Annotated in this window: 24 protein-coding genes and 1 tRNA gene; 16 read left to right on the top strand and 9 right to left on the bottom strand. The window is 65.8% G+C overall.

The features are described from left to right. Positions 1-151: 151 nt before the first annotated feature. Positions 152-3,424, bottom strand: a complete 3,273-nt coding sequence (locus NX784_RS21800) for a DEAD/DEAH box helicase (protein ID WP_258818794.1) — start codon at positions 3,422-3,424, stop codon at positions 152-154. 77 nt (positions 3,425-3,501) lie between these two features. Then, complete coding sequence (locus NX784_RS21795; RefSeq protein ID WP_258818793.1) at positions 3,502-4,017, bottom strand: YgjV family protein; 516 nt, start codon at positions 4,015-4,017, stop codon at positions 3,502-3,504. 133 nt (positions 4,018-4,150) lie between these two features. On the opposite strand from NX784_RS21795, the gene NX784_RS21790 reads away from it, so the two are divergent. Further along, on the top strand, positions 4,151-4,525 hold the full coding sequence (locus NX784_RS21790; protein WP_258818792.1) for a COG4315 family predicted lipoprotein: 375 nt from the start codon (positions 4,151-4,153) through the stop codon (positions 4,523-4,525). A gap of 19 nt (positions 4,526-4,544) precedes the next feature. Here NX784_RS21790 and NX784_RS21785 read toward each other — a convergent pair whose 3' ends face one another. Then, complete coding sequence (locus NX784_RS21785; protein WP_258818791.1) at positions 4,545-5,711, bottom strand: branched-chain amino acid ABC transporter substrate-binding protein; 1,167 nt, start codon at positions 5,709-5,711, stop codon at positions 4,545-4,547. A 142-nt stretch (positions 5,712-5,853) separates the two neighbouring features. Between NX784_RS21785 and NX784_RS21780 the strand changes: the two genes are divergently transcribed. From NX784_RS21780 to NX784_RS21765, 4 genes are all read left to right on the top strand, one after another. Then, the gene (locus NX784_RS21780) at positions 5,854-6,297 is read left to right on the top strand and encodes a nuclear transport factor 2 family protein (protein WP_258818790.1); all 444 of its coding nucleotides are present in this window, start codon (positions 5,854-5,856) and stop codon (positions 6,295-6,297) included. Positions 6,298-6,455: 158 nt separating this feature from the next. After that, a complete protein-coding gene (locus tag NX784_RS21775; protein WP_258818789.1) occupies positions 6,456-7,307 on the top strand; it encodes a CAP domain-containing protein in 852 nt (283 codons plus the stop codon). 75 nt (positions 7,308-7,382) lie between these two features. After that, positions 7,383-7,826: a MarR family winged helix-turn-helix transcriptional regulator gene (locus NX784_RS21770; protein ID WP_258818788.1), complete on the top strand. Its 444-nt coding sequence runs from the start codon at positions 7,383-7,385 to the stop codon at positions 7,824-7,826. 43 nt (positions 7,827-7,869) lie between these two features. After that, positions 7,870-8,298: an organic hydroperoxide resistance protein gene (locus tag NX784_RS21765; protein ID WP_258818787.1), complete on the top strand. Its 429-nt coding sequence runs from the start codon at positions 7,870-7,872 to the stop codon at positions 8,296-8,298. A gap of 55 nt (positions 8,299-8,353) precedes the next feature. Here the strand turns inward: NX784_RS21765 and NX784_RS21760 are convergent, their stop codons facing one another. Further along, on the bottom strand, positions 8,354-8,926 hold the full coding sequence (locus tag NX784_RS21760; protein WP_258818786.1) for an SMI1/KNR4 family protein: 573 nt from the start codon (positions 8,924-8,926) through the stop codon (positions 8,354-8,356). A gap of 225 nt (positions 8,927-9,151) precedes the next feature. Between NX784_RS21760 and NX784_RS21755 the strand changes: the two genes are divergently transcribed. Together NX784_RS21755 and NX784_RS21750 are read left to right on the top strand one after the other, a co-directional pair. Further along, on the top strand, positions 9,152-9,793 hold the full coding sequence (locus NX784_RS21755; protein WP_258818785.1) for a hypothetical protein: 642 nt from the start codon (positions 9,152-9,154) through the stop codon (positions 9,791-9,793). A gap of 263 nt (positions 9,794-10,056) precedes the next feature. Further along, positions 10,057-11,511, top strand: a complete 1,455-nt coding sequence (locus NX784_RS21750; RefSeq protein WP_258818784.1) for a catalase — start codon at positions 10,057-10,059, stop codon at positions 11,509-11,511. A 103-nt stretch (positions 11,512-11,614) separates the two neighbouring features. Here the strand turns inward: NX784_RS21750 and NX784_RS21745 are convergent, their stop codons facing one another. After that, the gene (locus NX784_RS21745; RefSeq protein ID WP_258818783.1) at positions 11,615-12,313 is read right to left on the bottom strand and encodes an alpha/beta fold hydrolase; all 699 of its coding nucleotides are present in this window, start codon (positions 12,311-12,313) and stop codon (positions 11,615-11,617) included. A gap of 216 nt (positions 12,314-12,529) precedes the next feature. On the opposite strand from NX784_RS21745, the gene NX784_RS28860 reads away from it, so the two are divergent. From NX784_RS28860 to NX784_RS21720, 4 genes are all read left to right on the top strand, one after another. Beyond that, complete coding sequence (locus tag NX784_RS28860; RefSeq protein ID WP_370662960.1) at positions 12,530-14,266, top strand: methyl-accepting chemotaxis protein; 1,737 nt, start codon at positions 12,530-12,532, stop codon at positions 14,264-14,266. A gap of 90 nt (positions 14,267-14,356) precedes the next feature. Further along, positions 14,357-14,854 carry an acyl-CoA thioesterase gene (locus tag NX784_RS21730; protein ID WP_258818782.1) on the top strand — a complete coding sequence of 166 codons (498 nt, stop codon included), beginning with the start codon at positions 14,357-14,359 and terminating at the stop codon, positions 14,852-14,854. A 67-nt stretch (positions 14,855-14,921) separates the two neighbouring features. Further along, positions 14,922-14,997 (top strand) — tRNA-Phe (locus NX784_RS21725). A 172-nt stretch (positions 14,998-15,169) separates the two neighbouring features. Continuing rightward, complete coding sequence (locus NX784_RS21720; protein ID WP_258818781.1) at positions 15,170-15,421, top strand: DUF1059 domain-containing protein; 252 nt, start codon at positions 15,170-15,172, stop codon at positions 15,419-15,421. A gap of 147 nt (positions 15,422-15,568) precedes the next feature. Here NX784_RS21720 and NX784_RS21715 read toward each other — a convergent pair whose 3' ends face one another. Next, positions 15,569-15,820: a transcriptional regulator gene (locus tag NX784_RS21715; RefSeq protein WP_258818780.1), complete on the bottom strand. Its 252-nt coding sequence runs from the start codon at positions 15,818-15,820 to the stop codon at positions 15,569-15,571. A gap of 372 nt (positions 15,821-16,192) precedes the next feature. On the opposite strand from NX784_RS21715, the gene NX784_RS21710 reads away from it, so the two are divergent. The 3 genes from NX784_RS21710 to NX784_RS21700 are packed head-to-tail and all read left to right on the top strand — an operon-like array spanning position 16,193 to position 18,178. Next, positions 16,193-16,783, top strand: coding sequence for a hypothetical protein (locus NX784_RS21710; protein ID WP_258818779.1), 591 nt, complete (start codon positions 16,193-16,195; stop codon positions 16,781-16,783). A gap of 46 nt (positions 16,784-16,829) precedes the next feature. Next, complete coding sequence (locus tag NX784_RS21705; RefSeq protein ID WP_258818778.1) at positions 16,830-17,702, top strand: slipin family protein; 873 nt, start codon at positions 16,830-16,832, stop codon at positions 17,700-17,702. A gap of 29 nt (positions 17,703-17,731) precedes the next feature. Further along, the gene (locus NX784_RS21700) at positions 17,732-18,178 is read left to right on the top strand and encodes a hypothetical protein (protein WP_258818777.1); all 447 of its coding nucleotides are present in this window, start codon (positions 17,732-17,734) and stop codon (positions 18,176-18,178) included. A 22-nt stretch (positions 18,179-18,200) separates the two neighbouring features. On the opposite strand, the gene NX784_RS21695 is transcribed toward NX784_RS21700, so the two are convergent. From NX784_RS21695 to NX784_RS21685, 3 genes are all read right to left on the bottom strand, one after another. Then, positions 18,201-20,288 (bottom strand): putative bifunctional diguanylate cyclase/phosphodiesterase, encoded by a 2,088-nt coding sequence (locus NX784_RS21695; protein ID WP_258818776.1) that lies wholly within the window; start codon positions 20,286-20,288, stop codon positions 18,201-18,203. Between the two features lie 333 nt (positions 20,289-20,621). Further along, entirely contained in the window at positions 20,622-21,701 is a 1,080-nt protein-coding gene (locus NX784_RS21690; protein ID WP_258818775.1) for a sensor histidine kinase, read from the bottom strand. 258 nt (positions 21,702-21,959) lie between these two features. Next, positions 21,960-22,985, bottom strand: a complete 1,026-nt coding sequence (locus NX784_RS21685; RefSeq protein ID WP_258818774.1) for an extracellular catalytic domain type 1 short-chain-length polyhydroxyalkanoate depolymerase — start codon at positions 22,983-22,985, stop codon at positions 21,960-21,962. 113 nt (positions 22,986-23,098) lie between these two features. On the opposite strand from NX784_RS21685, the gene NX784_RS21680 reads away from it, so the two are divergent. Both NX784_RS21680 and NX784_RS21675 read left to right on the top strand, forming a co-directional pair. Next, positions 23,099-23,443 (top strand): zinc ribbon domain-containing protein YjdM, encoded by a 345-nt coding sequence (locus NX784_RS21680; protein WP_258818773.1) that lies wholly within the window; start codon positions 23,099-23,101, stop codon positions 23,441-23,443. A 161-nt stretch (positions 23,444-23,604) separates the two neighbouring features. Further along, positions 23,605-25,284, top strand: coding sequence for a GH39 family glycosyl hydrolase (locus NX784_RS21675; protein ID WP_258818772.1), 1,680 nt, complete (start codon positions 23,605-23,607; stop codon positions 25,282-25,284). The last annotated feature ends 10 nt before the right edge of the window (positions 25,285-25,294 follow it).

The following is a 25,294-nucleotide window of genomic DNA, read 5'->3' as shown; positions in this document are numbered from 1 at the left end:
ACAGGATGACCAGGACGATTGCCGGCACACCCAGGATCCACGCGAGGAAGTATTTACCCATGATCGTTCTCCTTTCGTCAGCGATTGATCATGGGTTCAGGATGCCTGCCGCGGACACGGGCGTCCGTACGCTAGTGCACGGTGTGCGCGGCTACGGTTGCGCGAACAGCATACGCAAATCGTCCGGTCCGATCGCGGCGGCGAGTCCGGCCTCCGCCTCGAGCACGGTATTGGCCAGTTCTCCCTTGCGGCGCTGCATCTCCTGGATTTTTTCTTCGAGCGTGCCGCGCGCGATCAGCTTGTAGACGAACACCGGCTGCTCCTGGCCGATGCGCCAGGCGCGGTCGGTCGCCTGGTTTTCGCTCGCGGGATTCCACCACGGGTCGTAGTGGATGACGGTATCGGCCGCCGTCAGGTTCAGGCCCACGCCGCCCGCCTTCAAGCTGATCAGGAACACGCCGACGTCGCGCCGCTGGAACGCGGCCACGGGGGCGGCGCGGTCGACCGTGTCGCCCGTCAGAAGCGCATAGTCGATGCCACGCGCGCGCAACGCGTCCTCGATCAGGGCGAGCATGCTGGTGAATTGGGAAAACACGAGCACGCTGCGGCCTTCGCTCAGCAAGGTGTCGAGCAATTCCAGCAGCGCGTCCAGCTTCGCGGAGCCGGCCTTGGAAGCGGGGTCGAGCAGGCGCGGATCGCAGCAGGCCTGGCGCAGCTTCAGCAGCGCGTCGAGGATCACGATCTGGCTGCGCGCCAGGCCCTTGCGGTCGACCGCGTCGCGGACCTTCGCGTCCATCGCCACGCGCACCGTCTCGTACAGGTCGCGCTGCGCGCCGTCGAGGTCGATGGGCAACACGACTTCCGTCTTCGGCGGCAGCTCCGTTGCGACCTTGTCCTTGGTCCGGCGCAGCATGAACGGCTTCAGGCGCCGCGCCAATAAATCCTGGCGCAGGACGTCGCCCTGCAACTCGATCGGCTTGCGGTACGCCGCATTGAACTGTTTCTCGTCGGCCAGCAGGCCCGGCATCAGGAAATGGAACTGCGACCACAATTCGCCCAGGTGGTTCTGCACCGGCGTGCCTGTCAGGCAGAGGCGGTGGCGCGCGTCGAGCAGGCGCGCCGTCTGCGCGGCCTTCGACCGGCTGTTCTTGATGTACTGGGCTTCGTCGAGGATCAGCAGGTGGTAGCGGTGACGGCGCAGCGCCGCCTCGTCGCGCCCCAGCAGCGCATACGTGGTGAGCACGACGTCCGCCTCGCCCACCCGGTCGAACAGGGTCTTGCGGTCCTTGCCGTGCAGCAGGAGCACGCGCAGGCCGGGCGTGAAGCGCGCCGCTTCCGCCTGCCAGTTGCCCATCAAGGTCGTCGGCGCCACGACGAGCGCCGGCGCGTCGAGCCGGCCCGCCTCCTTTTCGGCGAGGATGTGCGCCAGCGTCTGGATCGTCTTGCCGAGTCCCATGTCGTCGGCGAGGATGCCGCCGAAACCGTATGCGCGCAGGAATTGCATCCAGTCGAGGCCCGCACGCTGGTAGCCGCGCAGTTCCGCGTTCAGGCCGGCCGGGACGTCCACGGGGCGGATGCCGTCGAAGTCGTGCAGCTTGCGGCCCAGTTCGCGCAGGCGCTCGCCGCCCAGCCAGCGCATCCGCGCCGCCCGTTCCAGCTCGGCGAGGCGCGCGGCATCCATCGCGGGCAGGTGGATCTTCGCGCCGATGCGGTCGCTGAAATACAGTTCGCCCAACGTGGCCAGGATGGGTTTTACGCGGCGCCACGGCAGGGCCACGCGCTGCCTGTCGGACAGCGCGACGAGCAGCTCGGCGTCGTCCGCGCGCGCGGCCAGCGCAGCGGCATCGAATTCGCGCGGTGCCGCCCGGATCATCGCCAGCAGCAACGGCAGCAGCGGATGGCGCTCGTCCCCGACGACGATGCCGAGTTCCAGGTCGAACCAGCCGTTGCCGCCCGATGCATCCTCGTCCACCTCGACGTACCACTCGTCCACCTCCGCCAGGTCGTAGCGGAAATCGCTGCCGACTTCGACCACCCAGCCGGCGTCGCGCAGGCGCGGCAATTCGTCGCGCACGAAGGCGAGCCACGCGGCTTCGTCCGGCAACTCCAGCACGTCCGGCCAGCCGTCGAGCGCGGGTGCGTCCGGCGGCGGCGCGACGAAGCCGGACGCGGCCAGCCAGGCGCCGGCGGCCGCTTCCGCGCCGCGGTCGCGCACGATCACCTCGACGCCGTCCGCCGTCGCGTTGCGCAGCACGTGTTCGTCGATGCCTTCCGTCGACAGCCCGCCATAATCGAACGACAGCACGGCGACGTTGCGCCAGACCCACTCGCGCCGCGCCGGCACCTGCAGGCTGTCGAGCAGCAGGTGCGGCACGGGCACGACGTCGCGCCGCTCGTGCACCGCCAGCGCGGCGGGCGGCGGCATGAAATCGTCCAGGCCCATGTCGACGAGGACGCTCGCCACGGCCGTGCGCTGGTCCGCGCGCAGCGTCGGCGCCTGCGCGACGAGGTCCAGCACGGCCGCGGACGGAATGCCGGCAAACTGTGCGGGCACGTCGAGCACGCCGAGCGCGAGACCGTCCAGGTAGTACAGCGGATCGGTCGGAAATGTGCACTCCGGTATGTCCCCGCCGTCAACGCGCCAGGCCAGCGTCACCGTGCCGCGGTCCACACCATCCTCCAGCCAGGCGGGCATCATCTGCCGCCGCGGGCCCGGCACGATCCGCTCTAGGTGGCCATACCTGGCCGCCTTCAACGAGCCGGCGCGCCACAGCCGTCCCTCGGCGCACAGCCGCGCCAGCAGTGCCGCGCCGAACGTGCCCGTGGGTCTGCCCGTGCCGTGGGCCAGCTGCATCGCGACCAGCAGGTGCAGCGACTCGTCGTGCTCGCGTCCAGGGTGCGGCGGCCTGCCGGCCATCATGCGCGCCGCATCGGTCTCGAGGAGGGCCTCGGCGACGGTGCCGTCGTCGCGCAGCCGGAGGGTGTACGCATGCAGTGCCGGCGCCGCGCCTTTGCGTTCCGGGACGAGCACGTACGCGAGCTGGATGGACGTGTCGCGCGCCAGGATTTGCATTTCGCGCGCGTACGCGCGGGCCTCGGCGAGGCTGCGCAGCCAGCGCTCGGCCGCCACCGGCACGTCCTGCGCGCGGTACGACAGCTCGGCCAGCAGCACGGCGACGACGTGCTTGCAGTTGCGCGTCATGGGACAGCTGCAGTCGCCCTTGAACTGGATGCCGGACTTGCCTTGCGCGACGCGGATCGACTGCACGTAGCGGCTGCCGCCGCTGCCTTCGACTTCGCCATGGAGCCTGTCGAGCCCCTCCAGTTCGAGGCTGATCACGCGGTCGCGCCGGGCGTAATCCTCGCCGCGGGCGAACGTGCCGGGATCGAACTGGCGCCTGATGTCGTCGTGAGTGAATTCCATTGCCGATAACGAAAGCGGATCGAGGCGTCATTATCCCCGATCGCCGCGCCGCACAAAACGTCCGGCGTTGACGGCGCTCAGGCCGGCTGCGCGACGCGCCCCACCCGCGCCATCCGCCAGATCGTCGTGCCGTTGACGAGCGCGATGACGATTTCCAGGGCCGTGCCGCCGATCGAGCCGGCGATCACGTTATTCGCGATCCACAGGAACGTCCCGCCCAGCATCATGAGCCGCATGGGGACGCCGCGCAGCAGGAACAGCGCGAGCGTGCCGACGCACGATGCGGCGAGCGGCAGCCAGTCCGTCATGCGCGTGGCGAGCGACAGCCCGAGCACGACGTTCATCGCGACGACGCCCGCCGCCACCCAGCGCGAGCGCGTGTACAGCGCCAGCACGGAGCGCAGCAGCGACATGGTCGAGCTGGCGACGGCCGTCGGGTTGCCGAGCAGCGCGAAGTGGACGATGTAGGCCAGGCATTCGGCGGCCATGAACATCTTGAAGCGACGGTCGTCCTTTTGCGTGAACGAGGCGACGCCGAGGACGAACGCGATGTAGCCGACGCATTGCGCCGGCGCGAACCAGTCGAGGGACATGGAGGGCTATCAGGTTGGACGGAAGGGGTCGCGCATTATAGCCGGCTTTGTAGCGCGCGGACCTCTTCCGGCTTGGTCTAGAATGACCGGGCAGTCCCTACAACCGATGTCCGATGTTTTCAAAGGAGATTCCATGAAAGCCGTGAACCTTGGTATTGCCTGCCTGTCCGCCCTGCTCGCCCTGTCCGCCCACGCCGCCGACCCGCTCCCCGTGAAGAAGATGAACGGCATCCTCGTCGATGCGCACGGCATGACGGTCTACACGTTCGACAAGGACGTCGCCGGCAGCGGCAAGAGCGCCTGCGCGGGCCAGTGCGCGGAAAACTGGCCGGCCGTGAAGGCAGGCGACGCGCCCCTATCCGCACCCTACTCCACCGTCGTGCGCGACGACGGCACCAAGCAGCTGGCCTACCACGGCAAGCCGCTGTACACGTTCGTCAAGGATAAAAAGGCGGGGGAGCGCGAAGGCGACAAGAAGATGAACGTCTGGCACGTCGTGACGGATTGAATGACGCGCGCGGCGGCGTTCAGCGCGCGCCGCCGTCCACGCTGTCGCGCACCACGCGCAGCTTCGTCAGCTGGCCCTTGCGGTACGTGTACAGCGTGAGGGCCGCATCGCGCAAGTCGCCGTTCGCATCGAACGCGATGGTGCCCGTGATGCCCTGGTACTTGATGCGCGCGAGCGCCGGCAGGAATTTTATTGGATCGGACGATCCCGCCTCGCGCATGGCGGCGGCGAACGCCATCGTTGCGTCGTACGCGTACGGCGCGTACGTCTGGAACGAGATGCCGTAGCGCTTCCGATAGCGGTCCGCGAAGGCCGCCATACCCGCCTCCAGCGGCGCGTCGACACCGCCCGCGACGACGCACACCACCTTGTCGTCGCCGAGCGCGCTGCCCGCCAGCTGCGGCAGCTTTTCCGAACACACGCCATCGCCGGACACGAACGTCGCATCGATGCCCAACGCGCGCATCTGCTTGAGCATCGGACCGGCCGTGGCGTCCATGCCGCCGTAGAAAATCACGTCGGGACGGCGCGCGCGGATCTGCGTGAGGATCGCATTGAAATCCGTCGCGCGGTCGTTCGTGAACTGGCGACTCACGATCTCCGCGCCTTTGAGACGCTTCACGTCCTTCGCGAACTGGTCGGCGAGGCCCTGGCCGAACGCGGTGCGGTCGTCGATGACAGCGATCTTCTTCGCCTTCAGCGTGTTGATCGAATAATTCGCCAGCACGCGGCCCACGAGGTCGTCATTGGCGACGACGCGGAATGCCGTCTTGTAGCCCTGGTGCGTGTACAGCGGCGTGGTGGCGGCCGGAGAAATCTGCGGGATGCCGGCGCTGTTGTAGATCTTCGAGGCGGGCACCGTCGTGCCGGAATTCAGGTGACCGACGACGGCCACCACGCCGCCGTCCACGAGCTTTTGCGCGACGGCGGTGCCGAGCTTCGGATCGCTGCCGTCGTCCTCGGCCTGCAAGACCCACTTGACCTTCTTGCCGCCGATCGTCGCGCCCTTCGCATTCAAGTCGTCGATGGCGAGGCGCGCGCCGTTCTCGATGTCCTTGCCCTGGTGCGCGCTGGGGCCGGACAGCGGCGACGCGCTGCCGATCTTCACTTGCGACTGGGCGTGGACGGCGGGCACCAGGGCCAGCGAGGACAGGGCGACGGCGATGAGGGTCAGGCGCATGGACATTCCTTGAGGTGAATGCCCGATTGTAAGGCCTCGCAGCCGCAATCAATACGACCAAAAGTCACAATACGCGCTTGACTTCCCGCGGCGGAGGGCTAGGCTGCATGAAGCGGCGCCGCCGCACACCAAGACCAAGGAGAGAGACATGAATGCGCAAGAGAACAAGCAGATCATCATGAATGGCCTCCAGCTGTTCCAGAAGGGTGAGATCGCGCCGATGCTGGAGCGCTTCCACGACGACGCGGAGTGGCTCAGCCCCGAATCGGAACCCATCCCGTTCGCCGGCAATTTCCACGGCAAGCAGGAAGTCGCGCGCTTCTTCTCGGAACTGGGCAACGCGTTGCAGCCGATGCGCTTCATCGTCCACGACATCGTCGCGGAAAACGACAAGGTCGTCGTCATCGGCGAGGCGACGTGGCTCGTCAAGTCCACGGGCCGCACGTACGAGAACCCGTGGGTCAATGTCTTCACGATGCGCGACGGCAAAATCATCCGCACGCATGCCTATTTCGACACCGCGCCGGCCGAACGCGCGTTCCGCCCCGACCGGCCGAACCAGTTGGCGGCCGCGACGGCGCTGCGGCATTGAGCGGACGGCGGGTGCACACGGCGTTGCCGCGTCCGCACTGCGGGCCGGATGCTGGATGATTGCCGTCGCGGCGACGGCGGCCGGCCTGCGCGCGTCGACGCTGGAATTCCGCGCCGGCGTCCCCATCTGGATGCCAGCCCCCTTCCGCCGCTGCATCCATGCCCGCCTCCATCCGTATCGTCCCATTCACCGCTCTGCTCGCCGCCATCTTCGCCGCCGCGCCCGCGCGTGCGGACGAGCTCGCCAATCTCGTCAATGCCTACCGCGCGGCGCCCGGCACGTGCGACGGCCGGCCCGCAGCGCCGGCGCGCGCGCTGGCCATCGAGCCCGCGCTGTCCGCCATCCGCATCACGTCGGGCACGTTCCTCGAATCCGCATTGCAGCGCGCGGGCTACGAGGCCGAGCATGCGGAGGCGATCACGATCACGGGGCCGGAGGATGCCCGCGCGGCGATGGACGCGATCGGGCAGAAATACTGCCGCATCCTGCTCGCGCCGGACTTCGCCGCGATTGGCACGGCGCACGTCGGCGACAACTGGCTGGTCGTGCTGGCGCGGCCCGTCGTGATGCCGCCGCTGCCCGACTGGCCGGACGCGGGACAGCAGATCCTCGCGCTCGTGAACGCCGCGCGCGCGCAGCCGCGCACGTGCGGGACGCAGGCGTTCGGGCCGGCCGGCCCCGTGACATGGAATCTGCAACTGGGCCAGGCCGCCCTCGCGCACAGCGCCGACATGGCGCAGAAGCACTACTTCAACCACAGGCAGCCTGACGGCAGCCAGCCGCCCGACCGTGCGACGGCCGCCGGATACCGCTGGCGCCGCGTCGGCGAAAACATCGCGTCGGGCCAGCGTACGCCCGCCGAGGCCGTCTCGTCGTGGCTGGGCAGTCCCGGCCACTGCGCCAACATCATGAATCCCGGCTTCACGGAAATGGGCGCCGCGTACGCCGTCAATCCGCAGAACCGCAACCGCACGGTCTACTGGACGCAAGTCTTCGGCACGCCGCGCTGATCATTGGCGCCGGCTATGACGTTCATAAAAATAAACATATTGTGCGCTATTGAATTGCGCGCTATAGTTCAACGCATGGACACGAACAACGCCGCCCTCCTCCTCGACAACCAGCTGTGCTTCGCACTGCACTCGGCATCGCTGGCGATGACGAAGGTGTACAAGCCGCACCTGGACAAGCTGGGTGTGACGTACCCGCAGTACCTCGTGCTGCTGGTGCTGTGGGAACGTGACGCGTTGACCGTGTCCGAGATCGGCGAGCGCCTGTACCTGGATTCCGGCACGTTGACCCCGCTGCTGAAGCGCCTCGAGGCGCAGGGCTTGGTCGACCGCTCCCGCGATCCGCAGGACGAGCGCCGCGTCGTGATCCGGCTGACCGAGCGGGCGCGTGCGCTGAAGAAGGAAGCGGCCGGCATCCCGGCTTGCATCCTGGGCGCGACCGGGTGCGACGTGCAGGACGTCGTCAAGCTCGTCGGCGAAATTAAAGCGATGCGCGACCGGCTGGCCGGCGCGCTGTGAAGATTTGATGCAGTACGAACTCAACCACTGAAAGGGTAATGCGATGACCACGAAACTCGAAAAAGTCCTGTACACCGCCAAGGCACACACGACCGGCGGCCGCGAAGGCCAATCCCGCACCGACGACGGTCTGCTGGACGTTCGCCTGGCACCGCCGAAGGAAATGGGCGGCAAAGGTGACGCGACCAACCCGGAACAGCTGTTCGCCGCCGGCTACTCGGCCTGCTTCATGGGCGCCATCAAGTTCGTCGCCGCGCAGAAGAAAGTCGTCGTCCCGGCCGATGCCTCGATCGACGCCAGCGTCTCGATCGGCCCGATCCCGAACGGTTTCGGCCTCGCCGTGGAACTGGCCGTGAGCCTGCCGGGCCTGGACCGCGCCGCGGCGCAAGACCTGGTCGAAGCCGCCCACGTCGTGTGCCCGTACTCGAACGCCACCCGTGGCAACATCGACGTCAAGCTGAGCGTGATCTGAGCCTTGGCCTGAGATGAGCATCGCGTCGCCCGGTGTCGGGCGACGCGATTGCACGCTACGACAACTCGGCATCCTCGCGATTCACCAAGCTGTCGTACTCGTCCGAATAAACGACGTCGCCGGAAAATACGCGTTTTGTGTACGACGTGAACCAGGCACCAAAACTTGGGGACAGTCGTTCTCGCTCCCCCCAATCGTGCCACATCGTGATCACCTGCCCCTGAGAGCCGGCAGTGTCCGGGGCAAGGTCCAGGCAAAAGTGATCGCCACAACCGTTGTGAGTGAATGGAATCCAGCCGGCATTCCACCAGTCGCCCCGAATGCCATTCGCAGGATCCGACTTGTAACCTGCGAAGTCGCCACCGTCGAGCAGTTCCTTCCACACCGTCCACTGAGCCAATATCTCATCCGTTGAGAGAAATTCATAACCGTCGAACATCCCTCCGGAGTTCGAGGCTTGGCCGTTATGGATCTTGAGGCAAGCTACGTAGTCATCTGGCAAAGTCACGCCCAGCGCTTTCTGAAGGCCGGCTATTTGTTCGTCGGTCGCCGGTGGATTAAGGCTGGCAAGCCCGTCTGGCCAATGTTCCGACAGCCATATTTCAAATCTGGTCCATAGACCGTGCATAAAACGATTCCTCTCGGTGGCAAATTGGCGTGAACTTCGTTCGACGATAGATAGGGGAAGTCTGACTCAGCATAGCAGCTCGTCGAGCGTGAAAAGTCGCGGACTGTCACGACAGGCCGAAGCCGATTCGAAGCCAACGGTTTCAAACCTAAGGCATGGCAGCCTCGGCCTCCGATTTTAATGATTTTTTGCTATCATTAAACATCAAAACCTCTTTTGGCGACCATGGCCCTCGTGACTCACACTGATCGACGCTCGGGAGATCGACGTACCGATGGCGTCACCGAAAAAATCTTGCGCACCATGTTCGCCATGCGGCGCGGTTTCGGCAACGCCGCAGCGAAAAATCTGCTCTTGCGGAGTGGCCTCGAGGAGGAGCTGGTCGAGCGTGTGCTGGCTATTCCTGAGGAACGCCGCACGCAGCGACGTCGTATCCATGAAGCGCTGTCTACGTCCGTTGACCGGCATCAAACCTCAACTGACGACACCGGACCTGTTACGCTCGACACGGCAGCGATGGCGATCCTGCACCGTCTTCGCTTTGAAGCGGACACCGGCATGCACAGGATGACGATCCCCGAGTGCCCCGTGGAATTGCAACGGTTTGCCCTGATTCAACTGGATGATGACGGCAAGCCTGTGATCACTGCGAAAGGTCGACAAGCGCTCAAGCATTTTGCCTGCGTGCGTGTGCTCAACAGCATTCAATCCGGCTTGGGTGCGCTCATGATGAGTGAGGAGATTCGCATCTGGCTGGAATCGAACATGTTTTTGCAGCGTATCGGCAATGACTACAAGATCACGGAGCTCGGCAATAGTTGGCTCGAATTCAATCGGTCGATTTCGCAGAATCGGCCGATGCCCTAGCGCGCAAAGCGCCGCATCACGCGTGTTTCAGAAACCTGGACGCGGTTTTCGTGTTGCCTCATCGAGCATCGGATAGGCGGCGCCCTCCTTTCGGCTATATTCATAGTACCGATCTAGCAGAAAATAACAGTCAATTAATTTTATCTATCAAATCCATATAAACATGTAGTTTGCAGGGATGCAGATCAAGCTCTACCATGGTCATGAATAGATCACAGCTATCGATTAAAAACACTCGATAGCTTCACCCTGAAGGAGCCGCCATGACCCATTTGACCACCGCTTCCGGCATCCCCGTCGCCGACAACCAGAACTCGATCACGGCCGGCCCGCGCGGCCCCGTGCTGCTGCAAGACTTCCACCTGATCGAAAAACTGCAGCATTTCAACCGCGAACGCATCCCCGAGCGCGTCGTGCACGCGAAGGGTTCCGGCGCGTACGGCACCTTCACCGTCACGCACGACGTCAGCAAGTACACGAAGGCAAAGCTGTTCTCGGCCATCGGCAAGCAGACGGAAACGTTCCTGCGCTTCTCGACCGTCGGCGGAGAAAAAGGTTCGGCCGACACGGAACGCGATCCGCGCGGTTTCGCCGTCCGCTTCTACACGGAGGAAGGCAACTGGGACCTGGTCGGCAACAACACGCCGACGTTCTTCCTGAAGGACGGCATCAAGTTCCCCGACTTCATCCACACGCAAAAGCGCGATCCGCAGACGAACCTGAAGTCGGCGCAGAACGTGTGGGATTTCTGGAGCCGCGCGCCCGAAAGCCTGCACCAGGTGACGATCCTGTTCTCGGACCGCGGCACGCCGGACGGCTATCGTCACATGGACGGCTTCGGCAGCCACACGTACAGCCTGATCAACGACGCGGGCGAGCGCGTGTGGGTCAAGTGGCACTTCAAGACCCTGCAGGGTATTAAAAACCTGAGTGCGGCCGAAGCCCAGCGCCTGGCCGGCGTCGACCCGGACTATGCCCAGCGCGACCTGTTCAACGCGATCGCCACCGGTGAGTTCCCCCGCTGGAGCGTGGAGATCCAGGTGATGGACGACGTGCAGCGCGCCGCCTGGGAAGCGAAGACGGGCTGGGATGCGTTCGACCTGACGAAGGTGTGGCCGCAGGGCGAGTTCCCGCGCGTCCCCGTCGGCATCCTGGAACTGAACCGCAATCCGGACAACTACCACGCCGACGTCGAGCAGGCCGCGCTGTCGCCGTCGAACATCGTGCCCGGCATGGGCTACAGCCCGGACAAGATGCTGCAGGCGCGCCTGTTCGCCTACCACGATGCGCAGCTGTACCGCGTCGGCACGAACCACCAGCACCTGCCGGTGAACCGTCCGCGCTGCCCGTTCCACAACCAGCAGCGCGACGGCGCGATGGCCATCGCGAATGGCGGCGCGGCGCCGAACTACGATCCGGTGCGCGCCGATGTCCCGGCCGCGGGCGGCTTCGCCCACGGCGACGCCGGTTGGCCGGTCGACGGCAACGCGGGCCGCTACGACACCCGCGCCACCGACGACCATTTCACGCAGGCCGGCAACCTGTTCCGCCTGCTGACGGACGAAGGCCGGCGCAACCTGATCGCGAACATCGCGGGCAGCCTGGCCGGCGCGGACGCCGCCACCCAGGACCGGCAAATCGGCCACTTCCTGAAGGCCGATCCGGCCTACGGCCAGGGTGTCGCCGACGCGCTGCGCCGCGTGCGCGCCGAGGCCTAACGATGATCCGCGTACAGCGCAGGGCACGGGCCGCGTTGCTGTCGCTGCGGGCGACGCTGGCCGTTCTGGGCGGCGACAACGGCCGGGGCTGAATGACGCGGCGCTACGCGTCCGCGTGCGCCGCGAGCCAGGGCACGATCACGTCGAGCAGGCGCTGCGGCGCCTCGATGGGGATCATGTGGCCGCTGTCCTCGACGATGGTGAGCGTCGCGCCGGGAATGGCGTGCGCCATCTCGCGCGCTTCCGCCAGGCTGCGCAACTGATCCTGCGCGGCCGCCACGACGAGCGTCGGGCAGCGGATCTCGCCCGAGCGTTCCAGGTCGCCCGGCCGGTCCAGCAGCGACTGGCGCCGGAACACGTCGCCGCCGAGCCGCGTGCCCATCGCGCGCACGCGTTCGATCAGCGCGTCGTTGTCGCGGTTCTTCGGATGCAGCGACGTGGCGACGGCCGTGCGGCTCAAGCCGCTGAACGCGATCGTCGGCGCCGCGTTCCCGATCGCGCCCTTGCGCTTCTGCAGCGCGGCCGTGTCGCCGCGGGTCGACGTGGCGACCAGCACGAGCGCCCGCACCCGCGCAGGCGCCTGACGCGCGATCGCGCGCGCGACGTAGCCGCCCATCGAAAAGCCGACGAGCAGGAACGACTCGGGCGCCGTCTCGAGGACGCGGCGCGCCATCGCCTCGACCGACGTGTCGTGGCGCAGGTCGGCATGGACGACGGGACCGAAGCGCGCGAGCCCCGGCACCACGTCATCCCACAGGGTTTCATCGGCCATGAAGCCGGGGACGAGAAGGACAGCCATCATCGGCATCCTAGCAGACGTGGCCGGCGCACACGGGTGTTGACTATCCGGCCACGGTCGTTGTCACCCTGACCTGCTTTTCACTCGCGGCGGATACGACCGTTCCTGCCCGGCTTGCTCCTGAGCAAACAAATGCACGACTCTGCACGGCGTCAAGGTGGACGCCTGCGGATGGGACTCTCATTGCGTCTTGTTGCCTCAACCAGCCAAGGAGCCCACGTGATCCCATCCGCCACCGCCAGCGTCCGTAACCAGCTCAGGTTCACGTTCGTCGTCGTCATCGCGCTGTCGTTCCTCGCGACGGCCATCGCCATCTGGCGCCTGCAAGTCCTGTCGGACGACACGCAGGCCCTCACCCAGCGCCCGCTCGTCAAGGAGCGCCTCATGTCCGGCTGGCTGCTGAACACGTCGATCGCCGCCAAGCGCACGGGCGCCATCGCGCGCTCCGCCGATCCGGAACTGGCCACCTACTACGCCGCCGAGACGCAGGACTCGACGACGCGCACCACCGCATTGCAGAAGCAGGTGGGCGCCTTGCTCGACACACCGGAGGAGCAAGCCGTCTTCGAGCGCATCGGCACGGCGCGCCACCGCTACATCGCCACGCGCGACCGCGTGATGGCCCTCAAGAAGGCGGGCAACGACGCCGAGACACGCAAGGTCTTCGACGACGAGTTCATGCCCGCCGTGACCGCGTACCTCGGCCAGATCAAGGTCCTGCTGGAACTGCAGCAGAAGGAGATCGACACGCGCGTCGCGACCGTGCTCGAGAGCGCGGACCGCAGCAGCCGCGTGCTGTCCGCGCTGTGCCTCGGCACGCTCGTCTTCAGCATCGCGGCCGGCACGCTGTTCGCGCGCGCCCTGTTCCGGCGCCTCGGCGGCGAGCCCGCCGCGGCGGCGCAGGTGGCGGCCGAGATCGCGGGCGGCAACCTGTGCGTGGCCGTCCCCGTGCGCAGCGGCGACAAGGACAGCCTGATGGCCGCCCTCGAACGCATGCGCGCGAGCCTCGCCGGCATCGTCGCCGACGTGCGCGCGGGCACGGGCACGATCGGCGCCGCCATCGCCACGATGACGGGGGACGCGCAAGACCTGTCGCACCGCACGGAAAACCAGGCGCAGGCGCTGGAAGAGACGGCGTCGTCGATGGAGGAATTGACGGCGGCCGTCGCCCACAACTCGACCAACGCCGAGGAAGCCAACCGCATGGCCGGCGACGCGGCGCGCGTGGCGCAACAGGGCGGTGCGATGGTCGGCCAGCTGGTCGACACGATGGGTGCGATCAATGCGTCGTCGGCGCGCATCGTCGACATCATCGCCGTCATCGACGGCATCGCCTTCCAGACCAACATCCTCGCGCTGAACGCCGCCGTGGAAGCGGCGCGCGCGGGAGAGCAAGGCCGCGGCTTCGCCGTCGTCGCGGCCGAGGTGCGCGCCCTCGCCCAGCGCTCGGCCGCCGCCGCCAAGGAGATCAAGGACCTGATCGACGCGTCCACGCAGCGCGTGGCCGACGGCGCGACCCTCGCGGGCCAGGCCGGCCAGACGATGCAGGACATCGTCGACAGCATCGGCCGCGTCACCGGCATCATGAACGAGATCGTCGCGTCGAGCCGCGAACAGGCCAGCGGCATCGGGCAGGTCAACGAGGCGATCGTGCAGATGGATGGCGTGACCCAGCAGAACGCGGCGCTCGTCGAGGAATCGGCGGCCACGACGCAGGCGATGCACGAGCAGGCGCAGGCGCTGGCCGGGCTGGTGGCGCTGTTCCGCGTGGACGGCGGGCCGGTGCCGGCGTCCACGCGGCCCGCTGCGCCGATGTCGGCTGCGCCTAAGCCGGCCGCGACGAAACCCGCGCTGCCGCCCGCACGCCGGCCCGCGGCGGCGGCAACCCGGTCCGCCGCCCGACCGGCCACGAAGCCGGCGGCCGCCACCGTCGACGGCGAGTGGGAAGAATTCTGACGGTCGCAACGTCGAGGACAGGGCGTTGTTGCCGCAACCGAGTTTCTCAGGCAACATCGTCCTATTCTTTTCATCTTTACGCTCGACGCCATGAACCTCCCCGCCCACCAACTCACCATGACGGTCCTGATGACGCCGGATACCGCGAATTTTTCCGGCAACGTACACGGCGGGAACATCCTGAAGCTGCTCGACCAGGTGGCCTATGCCTGCGCCAGCCGCTATGCCGGCACCTATGTCGTGACGATGAGCGTCGACCAGGTGACGTTCCGCCAGCCGATCCACGTGGGCGAGCTGGTGACGTTCCTGGCGGCCGTGAACTACACGGGCCGCACGTCGATGGAAATCGGGATCAAGGTCGTCGCGGAAAACATCCGCACCCAGCAGGTGCGCCACGTGAACAGCTGCTTCTTCACGATGGTGGCGGTGGGCGACGACAAGCAGCCCGTCCCCGTACCGCCGCTGCGCCCGTTCACGCCGGACGAGCAGCGCCGCTACGAGGAAGCCAAGGGCCGCAAGGAACTGCGCATGGCGCTCGACCGCCAGCACGAGGAACGGGCCGCCGAGCGCGCGGCCGCGCGCGCCTGAACCGGGCGCCGGCCGGCGCGACAAAAATTATGGATTTTACGTAACCCGTGCTATACTGCGCCGCCTTGGCCTGGTAGCTCAGTTGGTAGAGCAGAGGATTGAAAATCCTTGTGTCGGTGGTTCGATTCCGCCCCGGGCCACCAAGAATTCTGAAGTCAAACAAAAACGCCAACCCATGCAGGTTGGCGTTTTTGTTTTGTGCTTCGGCGAGCCCGTCGCTGGCCACGACTGGCACTTTTACAGCGCGAACGACACCTTCTGCCTATACTGAAACGAGTGGGCACGCTGCCCGCTCATTGAGTAAAGGAGCCGATCATGACGCGCAAATTCATCGATTGCCGGGAATTTCCAAGCGAAACGCATTGCACTGTCGCCATCTCGGCCGACAGCGAGGAAGAGTTATTGCAAGCCGCTGTCGAACATGCGGTTTCGGTGCACCATCACGACGATACCCCAGAGCTGCGCCAGCAGCTCCGCCAGTTGTTCAAGGATGGCATGCCGCCTGAACATCTGCCCGTAAGCCGGCAACCCGGCAACGCCACTCCTGGCGCTCCGCGCGCGCACTGAGGATTGAAAATCCTTGTGTCGGTGGTTCGATTCCGCCCCGGGCCACCACGAACATCCAAACAGAAACGCCGATCCATGCCGATCGGCGTTTTTGTTGGTGGCGCCAGAAATCTCCCCGTACGGTCCAATAAAGCTGCGAAGGTTTTCTCAACCGAAGCGGCCAGTGCCCAGGTCTTTTTCGAAAACGGAAACCCATGAGGTGCCGTCACCGGTCACGTATTCCCTGACCACATCGTTGGATTTACGTCGTATTTGGACGAAGCCCTTCATCGGCGACAATTCGTCGCTTTTCGGATCCGTCGTATCCAGCTCGTACAGTTCAAAGTCCGCAAGAGAACATGACCGGCTCTTCAGGATTTCCGAGAATTGTCTGAGCTCATCCGCTTCAATCAGTCTCATCACATGCCTCCGTGCCTTGCGGCGTGAATGGCCATCCAAGGCGATACTAGCACGATGCCCCGTCGCCCGATCCGGCGCCCGCATTTCTGCCGGCCCTCTTTGCCGGCCTCGCCCAAGAACGACGCGCGAAACAGCGCGCGGCGGACGCCGAATAGGCGTATGATTTTATAGTTCAAGCGCCGTACTGCATGAAGTGACCCACACCGCGTGGTCGCGGTAATTCAACGGCAATGCACGGAAACCGGCCGTCGGTCATGGCCACTCCCCCGGCACGACGCAAGTAGTACAGGGGAGCGGTCATGCTCGACGGCATGACGCATACCGGCATCGCCCGTTACCCCTGTTTGCAACGCTCACATCGGGGGTCAGGCCATGCGACACACATTGAAGGCAGTCTTCGCTCATCGAAGCGATACCCAGCACGTACTCGACGAGTTGCTGGCCTCTAATTATTCCCGCGCCAATACCGCACGTGTCGGTCCGATCGGCATCGAAGACCTTGATGACGAGCCGGCCCATGGCAGTGTCGATGCTGGAACGGATGTGCCTGGAACGAGATTCACCTACCCTCCCGGTACCGAGCCCGGCTCCCTGCAGCGCCGCGCCCATGAAGACAGTCGCTACTTCGGCACCCAGAGTGCCGACTCGCCGCCGACCGGCAACACCTTCGAGGCAACGATGGGCGCGGACTCGCAATGGGTCCATCCGGACGACGGCAGGCTGCACGTCCCCACCCCAGCCTCCTCCCAGGATACGGACAGCGCCGCGCACGACGATTACATGGCGGCCTACCTCTACGGGAGCGAAGCCCGGCGCAGCGAGAACGACCGCGACAAGGATTGGCGGGACGTCGAGCCGGCGCTGGCCGCAGCGTGGAAAACACGGCACGCCGGCAACGCGTCGTCAACCTGGGACAAAGTGAAAGCGGCGGTACGCCATGGCTGGGATCGCGTAAGGTCCTGATCAGTCCCCCGCTCCAGCATACCGACAGCGTCAACAGGACACCATCATGAATCCGATCACATCGTTTCTGACCGCCGCCAGCCTTGCCGTTGGCGCGGTCCTCGTTTATTGGGTCAACCCGTTTCTAGGGTTCCCGTTCATTGTCCTTGCGGTGATCATCGCGATGTCGCTGAAGGTCGCAAACACGTGGGAAAAATTCGTCATATTAAGGATGGGGAAACTGCAAAGCGTCAGAGGCGCAGGACTGTTCGCCATCGTTCCCGTCATCGACAATGTCGTTGCGGTCATCGACGGACGCATCCAGACCACCGCCTTCAACGCCGAGCAGGCTTTGACGAAGGATACCGTCCCCGTCAACGTCGACGCCATCATCTTCTGGCACGTCCACGATGCCGAGAAAGCCGCGTTGGCGATCACGAATTACCGCGAGGCGATCGACCGGGTTGCCCAGACGTCGTTGCGGGAAATGATCGGCACGTCGATGCTGGCAGCGCTGTTATCCGACCGCAAGGAAGCCGATGAACAGCTCAAGGAAGCGATCGGCAAGAAAACGGCGCCTTGGGGGGTGTCGGTAGGCTCGGTGGAAATCCGCGATGTCGCCATTCCTGTCGTACTCCAGGATGCCATGTCCCGCCAGGCCCAGGCCGAACGCGAAAAACAGGCGCGGGTCATTCTTGGTTCGGCCGAAGCCGCCATTGCCGGGAAATTCGTCGAGGCGGCCGACATGTACGCGGGCCATCCGGCCGCCCTGCAGCTTCGGGCCATGAACATCATCTACGAAACCACGAAGGAGCGCGGCGCGACGATCCTGATTCCCAGCTCGATGGTCGACAGCCTGAATCCGTCGGCCGCCTCGCCGATACCAGGCGCATCGTCCCCCGCCCCAACGGAAGTCGTCTGGAACAAGGCCGCGGCCTGATTGAAACCGCAAGCGAAAAGAGGCACGTCATGCGCCACGATCTCACAGCAGTCTTCAACAACCGGGGCGATGCCCAGCACGTGCTGGACGAATTGCTCCTCTCGGGATTTCCGCGCTCCGGGACCTCGCTCGTCAGCCCGCCCGAGGCCGGCGACGCGGCTTGCAGGCCCGACGCGGGCTCCGGAGGCGCGCTCAGGCAGATACTCGCGCGGTTGTTCGGCCGGTGGCACGATGAGCCCGCGCGCGTGGACGAATCGGCCTTCCTGCCCGGACGCCACGTCATCACCCTCACCGGAGCGGCCGGACCGGACTCGGTCCGGGCCATTGGCATCATGGAGCAATCCAACCCTGTCTACATCGAGGACCGGCACCAGCTGGCCCGGCGCGCCCCCGCCGGCGCTGAAGCCAAGCCGCACGCCAAACGGACCTTCCGTGTGAATAAGAGGAAAACGGGCCACGCCGGACCGCCGCGTTGACGACCGCCTTGCGCCGACATGGTCAGATGCACGCGCCCGTATTCAGCATCGCCTGCATCTGACCCGCGTTGACCGGCTTGCTGAAGAAGTAGCCCTGGCCCTCATTGCATCCGTGCGCATCGAGGAATGCAAACTGCCCCGCATCTTCGACGCCCTCCGCGATGACACGCTGGTTCAGGTTCTTGCCCATGCCGATCACCGCGCTGACGATGCCTCCATCGCTGTCCTGCGCGGTATCGATCGCCCTGACAAACGACTGGTCGATCTTGAGCACGTCGATCGGGAATTGATTCAGGTAGCTCAGGCTGGAATAGCCGGTGCCGAAATCGTCCACGGCGATCTGTACGCCCATCGCCTTGAACTGGGCCAGCAAGGTGGCGCTGGTCGCCACGTCGCGCATCAGCACGCTCTCGGTCAATTCGAGTTGCAGGCAGGTCGGGTCCACGCCGGTGGTCTGCAGGATGGCCAGTGCGTGCTCGAAAAAATCGCGATGGCGGAATTCCAGCGCCGACACGTTGACCGCGATCGACACCGGCGAAATGCCCTCGTTACGCCAGCGCACCGCCTGCTCGCACGCTTCATTCAATACCCAACGCCCGATCGGAATGATCAGGCCGCATTCCTCGGCAATCATGATGAAACGCTCGGGCAGCACCAAGCCCCATTCCGGGTGCTCCCAGCGCAGCAGCGCTTCGACACCGGTGATGCGGTTGGTTTTCAGGTCGACCTTCGGCTGGTAGTGCAGCCTGAATTCGTGGCTTTCGAGCGCCCGGCGCAGATTGTTTTCAATGAGTTGCCGTTCCACGGCGCGCGTATTCATGTCATGGGAAAAGAACTGGTAATTATTGCGCCCGTGCTCCTTGGCGTGATACATCGCGGTGTCGGCATTCTTGATCAGGGCGGCGGCATCCATACCGTCGAGCGGGAATACGCTGATGCCGATACTGGTTGACGTATGCAACTGCTGCCCTTCGATGAGGAACGGCGTCGACAGTGCGAGCAATATTTTTTCGGCCGCCAGGGCCGCGTCATGCGGCTGCCGTTCGTCCGCCAGCAGGATCACGAACTCGTCGCCACCGTGGCGGCTGACGGTGTCGGAGGCTCGCACGCAGTTGACGAGGCGTTCCGAAACGGCCTGAAGCAACTGATCGCCCACGGCGTGTCCCAGGGAGTCGTTGATATGCTTGAATTTGTCCAGATCAAGGAACAACAGTGCCGGGTTGGCGTTGTTGCGCCTGGCCGAGGCAATCGCCTGGCTGATGCGGTCGTTCAGAAGGATGCGGTTAGGCAGTTTGGTGAGGAAATCGTGCTGCGCCTGGTGCCGCATCTTGGACATCAGTGCCACCGCGTTCGAGATGTCCCGGAACACCATCACGGCACCGACGATCTTCCCGTCCCAGTCGTGGATCGGTGCGGCCGAATCCTCGATCGGAATGCACTTGCCGTGGACGCCGACAAGCACGGCATCGCTGGTCAACCCGGTTGCGCGATCGCTCTGCAGGACGTATTCGACAGGGTTGACGACCTGGCGGCGGGTGACGCCGTCGACGATGTCGAGCACTTCCGCGATCGGCCGTCCATGCGCTTTCTTGCGCGACCAGCCGGTGATTAGTTCGGCCGCGGCGTTCAAGTAATCGACGCAGCCCGTCATGTCGGTCGAGATGACGGCATCGCCAATCGAGTTCAGCGTAATTTCTGCGCGTGCCATGGCAACATACAGACGCTGCTCGACTTTCGTGCGTTCGATAATATTGCGCAAGGATTGCGGCACGAGGTAATTGTCGAAGTACCCCCTCGACAACCAACCCTGGGCGCCGCGCTGGACCGCTTCCTTTGCGTCCGCTTCATCGTCGAGGTCGCACAGCGTCAAAATCGGCACATGCCGCGCCGCTGCGTGGAGTTGGTCGAAGCAGGCCAGGCCCTGGTTGTCCGGCAGCGTCAAATCCGCCAGGATCGCATCGATGCCGCCCTGGCGGATGCGCTCCACACCTTGCGCCAGGGTGAACACGCTCTCCACATCGAAAGGGCCGTCGCGTGCATGTCCCAGCGACCGTCTCAAGGTACGGGTATCCTCCGTATCCGGAGAAATGATGAGGACTCGATTTGCCATGTCTCCTCCGCTGTCGCCCGTGCTCCCGACTACGCCCGACGCAACCGGCCAACGCCCGGAACCGGCTCGGCATCGGGCGCGCGAGGTGGACGTCGAGACTGCCGGCATGATCGGCACGGGTGCCGCATCAGTCCTCCTGGCGGCAAACAGCGATGCAGACGGCCGCTTCGTGCGTGGCTGCTGGAACCGAGTGCAGACCAGTATATGCCCTTTCGTAAGAGCGTCAACCGCAGCGAAACGGTTATGGAGCGCAGGCACATCGTCGTCGCTGCGCAGTACGGCGGGACGGATCGGAGCGGCGTCGTGCATGCCGAGGCCGCGTGCATGCCGGACTCACGACGGCGCCGCGACGCCGACCACCGGCAGGATGAATGTCAACCGCGTACCCTGGCCCCGCCCCTCGCTGCGGGCGGACACGGTGCCGCCATGCGCCCGGCACACGCTTCGCGCGATCGCCAGCCCCAGCCCGGCGCCCGAGGGCATACGGGCCGGATGGGCGGCGCATTTACGGAAGGGTTCGAACATGGCGCCCAGTTCGTCGGCTTCGACACCGATGCCATGATCCGTCACCAACATCTCGAGAAACAAGCCATCGGTCGCGACCGTCAGTAAAATCTCCGCGCCATCATCGGAGAACTCGCTGGCGTTGAGCAAGGCATTGCCCAGCGCCTGTGCGAGCCGCTCCGGGTCGCACCACAGGACCGTGTCTTCCGCCGTCGTCTCGGTCCGCAGCCGCTGGCCGCGGCCGCTCAGGATACCGTCCACCACGTCGTGTGCGAGCTCCAGCACCTTGCCGACGCTGCTGGTCCGCATCTCGACCGGAATGTCGCACGCATGCTCGACGCGCGACGCCTCGAGCAGGTCGCCGATGAAGCGCGCGAGTTGCCTCGTCTGGCGTTCGATGACGCGCGCCATCCGTGCGATATCGGGCGCACCCTGCCGACGCTGAAGGAGGCACGCGGCCGTCATGACCGACGACAGCGGATTGCGCAATTCATGCGCAAGCGTACGGAGCAACGCATCCCGGCTGTCGCGCTCGCGCTGGACTTCGCGAGCAAGACCGTGCCGCTCACTGGTGTCGGTCACCGAGCATAGCACCCCGGCGACGGCGCCATCCGCACCTTCGACCGGCTGTGCGTGGATGACCAGCACGCGCCTGTGCCCGTCCACCGATTCCGCGACCAACTCGGTCGACTGCGGCTCGGCGCCGGCTTGCGCGGCCAGCGCGGCGGGCGACGCGGATTTCGCCAAGGACGTACCGTCGGCCTGATACAGGGCGGCGAAACCGTCCCATTGCCCTTCCTCGTCCGAAGAAGGCGTCCGCCCCCAAAGCCGGCGCGCCGAGCGGTTGCTGTGCGCAACCGCGCCCTCCCGTGTACAGCAGTAGGCCGGACAAGCGATCTTCGCGATCACCCGCCCGTAGCTCTCCAGCCATCCTCCGCTATCCGCTGTGGGCACTCGCCTGGAAGGAATCGATGTCACGGGGCCCCCTCATGTCGTGTCAGTTCATTATCCGCACGGGGCTGCGGCCGGTTGTAGGACACGCACTGACGCGGCCGTCGGCCACCATGCCGGTCGATTGCAATCGATCGTTCCGGGCCGGAAACGCGACGGATCGGCCCGTCGCGCGGATTGCCCGGCTGACGCGCTGGAGGTGGAGCGCGGCGTCGTTCAGGGTCGCGCTGCGGGGCGCGACGCCTGGCTGTCGAAGAAGCGCCAGATCGTCGCGCTCGCATCCAGGGCCGTCGATGCGGTTTCCTTGCCCGGTCGTACGCGGTCCGCGCCGGGCCAGGAATGGCCGCCCGTGTCCGTCACGCAGACCTGGACCTGGACGCCGCCCGCGCAGCTCTTGTACGCATCGCAGTACGCCCCGGCCACCTGCAGCACCCGCTGCGGGCTGCCGCTGCACTGGTCGCGCTGCACCCAGCGCGCGACGGTCTCAGGCACCGACACGAAATTCATCACCATGCTCTGGTCGCGGAACGCGCCGGGACCGGCGCCGCCATCGAACAGCACGTGGTCGTCGTCATGGGCATGGATATGGAGCACGGAGATGGGCCGCGACGGGGTGCAGTGCGTCGTCGCGTCGGTGCCGGCGACGGAGGCCACGGCCCGGAACACGTCCGCCGCGTCGCACGCGAGCCGGTGCGCCAGCATGCCGCCGTTGCTCATGCCGGTGGCGAACACGCGGCGGGTGTCGACGGCATACTTCGCCTCGAGCGCGCTCACGACCGCGCGCGCGAAGCCGACGTCGTCGCTGCCCTGGTCGCGCGCGTAGCCGCAGCAGCCGCCCGCGTTCCACGTGGCGAACCGGCCGCCGGGCAGCTTGCTCGCGCCGTTGGGGAAGGCGACGATGAAGCCGCTCCGGTCGGCCTCGCGCTGCAGGCCGTAGCGGCTGTCGTCGGCCATGAACGCGGCATCGCCACCGCCGCCGTGGAAGGCCAGCACGAGCGGCGCCGGACGAGTGGGATCGTACCCGGCCGGCACGTGCACGAGCACCTTGCGGCCCTGCACCTGCATTTCCTGCAGGGCGGACGCGCCGTTGCGTTCGTCGCGCCCGCTGCGCTCGGCCCGTTCGGCGCGGCGCTGTTCGAGGCGATGGCGGAAATTTTCTCCCAGCTGCAGCGCCTGCGCGGCGTTCGACGCCAGCAGCGCGGACGCGATCAGGCAGCAGGACACGGCGGGACGTAGCTTCATGGGCGTCTCCTTCGTTTATAATCAGCAATCATAATACGGCGTTCGATGGGCCCGCACCAGCCGGGCCGCCCGCGACGTCCGCACCGAATCACCGTCCAATCCGAGTTCCTGTCATGTCCACTTTCCCTCCCTGCCCCGCCTGCGGCTCCGCCCTGACCTATGAAGACGGCTCCGGCAACTACGTCTGCCCGGAATGCGCGCACGAATGGCCGATCCAGGCGGACGCCGCCGCCGTCGAAGCTGCCCGCGTCTGGCGCGATGCGGCCGGCAACGTCCTGCAGGACGGCGACACCGTCACCGTCATCAAGGACCTGAAGCTGAAAGGCGGCGGTGGCGTCGTCAAGCAGGGCACGAAGGTCAAGAACATCCGCCTCGTCGACGGCGATCACGACATCGACTGCAAGATCGACGGCTTCGGCGCGATGAGCCTGAAGTCGGAGTTCGTGCGCAAGAGCTGAGCGGCCAGCAACCAACGACATCGAACGACAGCGCCACCTCCGGGTGGCGTTTGTTTTTCCAGCGATATCCGATTCGATATGGCCCGCGCAAAAACCGTCATTGGACGCCTCTCGAGGTTCGGCCTAGCATCACGCCATCGGTCCGAACCACGAGAACAACAATGAAGAGACACCTCGCCGCCCTCCTCCTCGCGGCCTGCGCGCCGCTGTGCGCTGCCGAACAAGCATCCACGCAGCCCGTCAAGCTGACCATCGACGCGACGCGCGTCACGGGTCCGATGACGCCCATCTGGGCGTGGTTCGGCTACGACGAACCGAATTACACGACGGCGCCGAACGGCAAGAAGCTTCTCGGCGAGATCGCCGAGCTGAGCCCCGTGCCCGTCTACGTGCGCGCGCACAACCTCATGACGTCGGGCGACGGCAGCTATGCGCTCAAGTGGGGCTCGACCAATATGTACAGCGAGGACAACCAGGGCAAGCCGGTCTACGACTGGACCATCGTCGACGGCATCTTCGACACGTATATCGCACGCGGCATGAAGCCGCTGGCGCAGATCGGCTTCATGCCGGAAGCGCTGTCGCAGCGCCCGCAGCCCTATCGCCACCACTGGAAGCCGGGCACACCGTACAGGGAGATCATGACCGGCTGGGCCACCCCGCCCAACGACTACGCCAAGTGGGGTGAGCTGATCTACCAATGGGTCAAGCACAGCGTGGCGCGCTACGGCCAGAAGGAGGTCGAGAGCTGGTACTGGGAAGTGTGGAACGAGCCGGACGGCCTGTACCTGATCGCGCCCGACACCGAACAGGCGTACTTCAGGATGTACGACACGGCCGCCGCCGCCGTCAAGCGCGCGCTGCCCACGGCGCGCATCGGCGGGCCGCACACGGCCGTCGCGGGACGCTTCATGGACAACTTCCTTGCGCACTGCCTGCACGGCACCAACTACGCGACGGGCAAGACGGGCACGCCGCTCGACTTCGTCGCCTTCCACGCGAAGGGCGCGCCGAAGGTGGTGGATGGCGTCGTGCGGATGGGCATGGACGCGCATTTCCGCCACCTCGACGAAGGCTTCGCGCTCGTCGAAAAATACCCGGCGCTGAAAGGCATTCCCGTCATCGTCGGCGAATCCGATCCGGAAGGCTGCGCCGCCTGCGGCATGCAGACGAATCCCGAGAACGCCTACCGCAACGGCACCTTGTACGCCAGCTACACGGCCGCCTCCATCGCGCGCGAGTACGACCTGGCGGCGCGGCGCGGCGTCAACCTGATCGGCGCCGTGAACTGGTCGTTCGAGTTCGAGGACCAGCCGTGGTTCGCGGGCTTCCGCGACCTCGCGACCAACGGCGTCGACAAGCCCGTGCTGAACGTCTTCCGCATGCTCGGCAAGATGCGCGGCGACCGCGTGGCCGTCACGGGCGACCAGGCGTACGACGCCGCACGCATCCAGGCCGCCGGCGTGCGCGGCGCGCGCACCGACATCGACGCGCTGGCGGCGAAGGACGCGCACCACATCGCCGTCATGGTCTGGAATTACCACGACGACGACGTCATCGACGCCGGCTCTCCGGTCGAACTGCGTATCGCGGGCATCCCTGCGAAACAGGTGCAGATGCACCACTACCGCATCGACCAGGAGCACAGTAATTCGTACGCGGCGTGGAAGCGCATGGGCTCTCCCGCGAATCCGACGCCGGCGCAGGTCGCCGAGCTGCGGAAGGCAGGCGACCTTGCGGAACTGGGTCCGGCGACGACCGTCGGGACGCGCGACGGTACGGCGACGGTCCGCATGCAGTTGCCGCGGCAGGCGGTGTCGCTGGTGACGCTGACCTACTGAATCGTCCGCG

Source organism: Massilia pinisoli (assembly GCF_024753285.1).
GTDB classification, from domain to species: Bacteria; Pseudomonadota; Gammaproteobacteria; order Burkholderiales; family Burkholderiaceae_D; genus Telluria; species Telluria pinisoli.
Note: the sequence above shows the minus strand (reverse complement) of the source record. Positions and strands in the feature narration are given on the sequence as shown.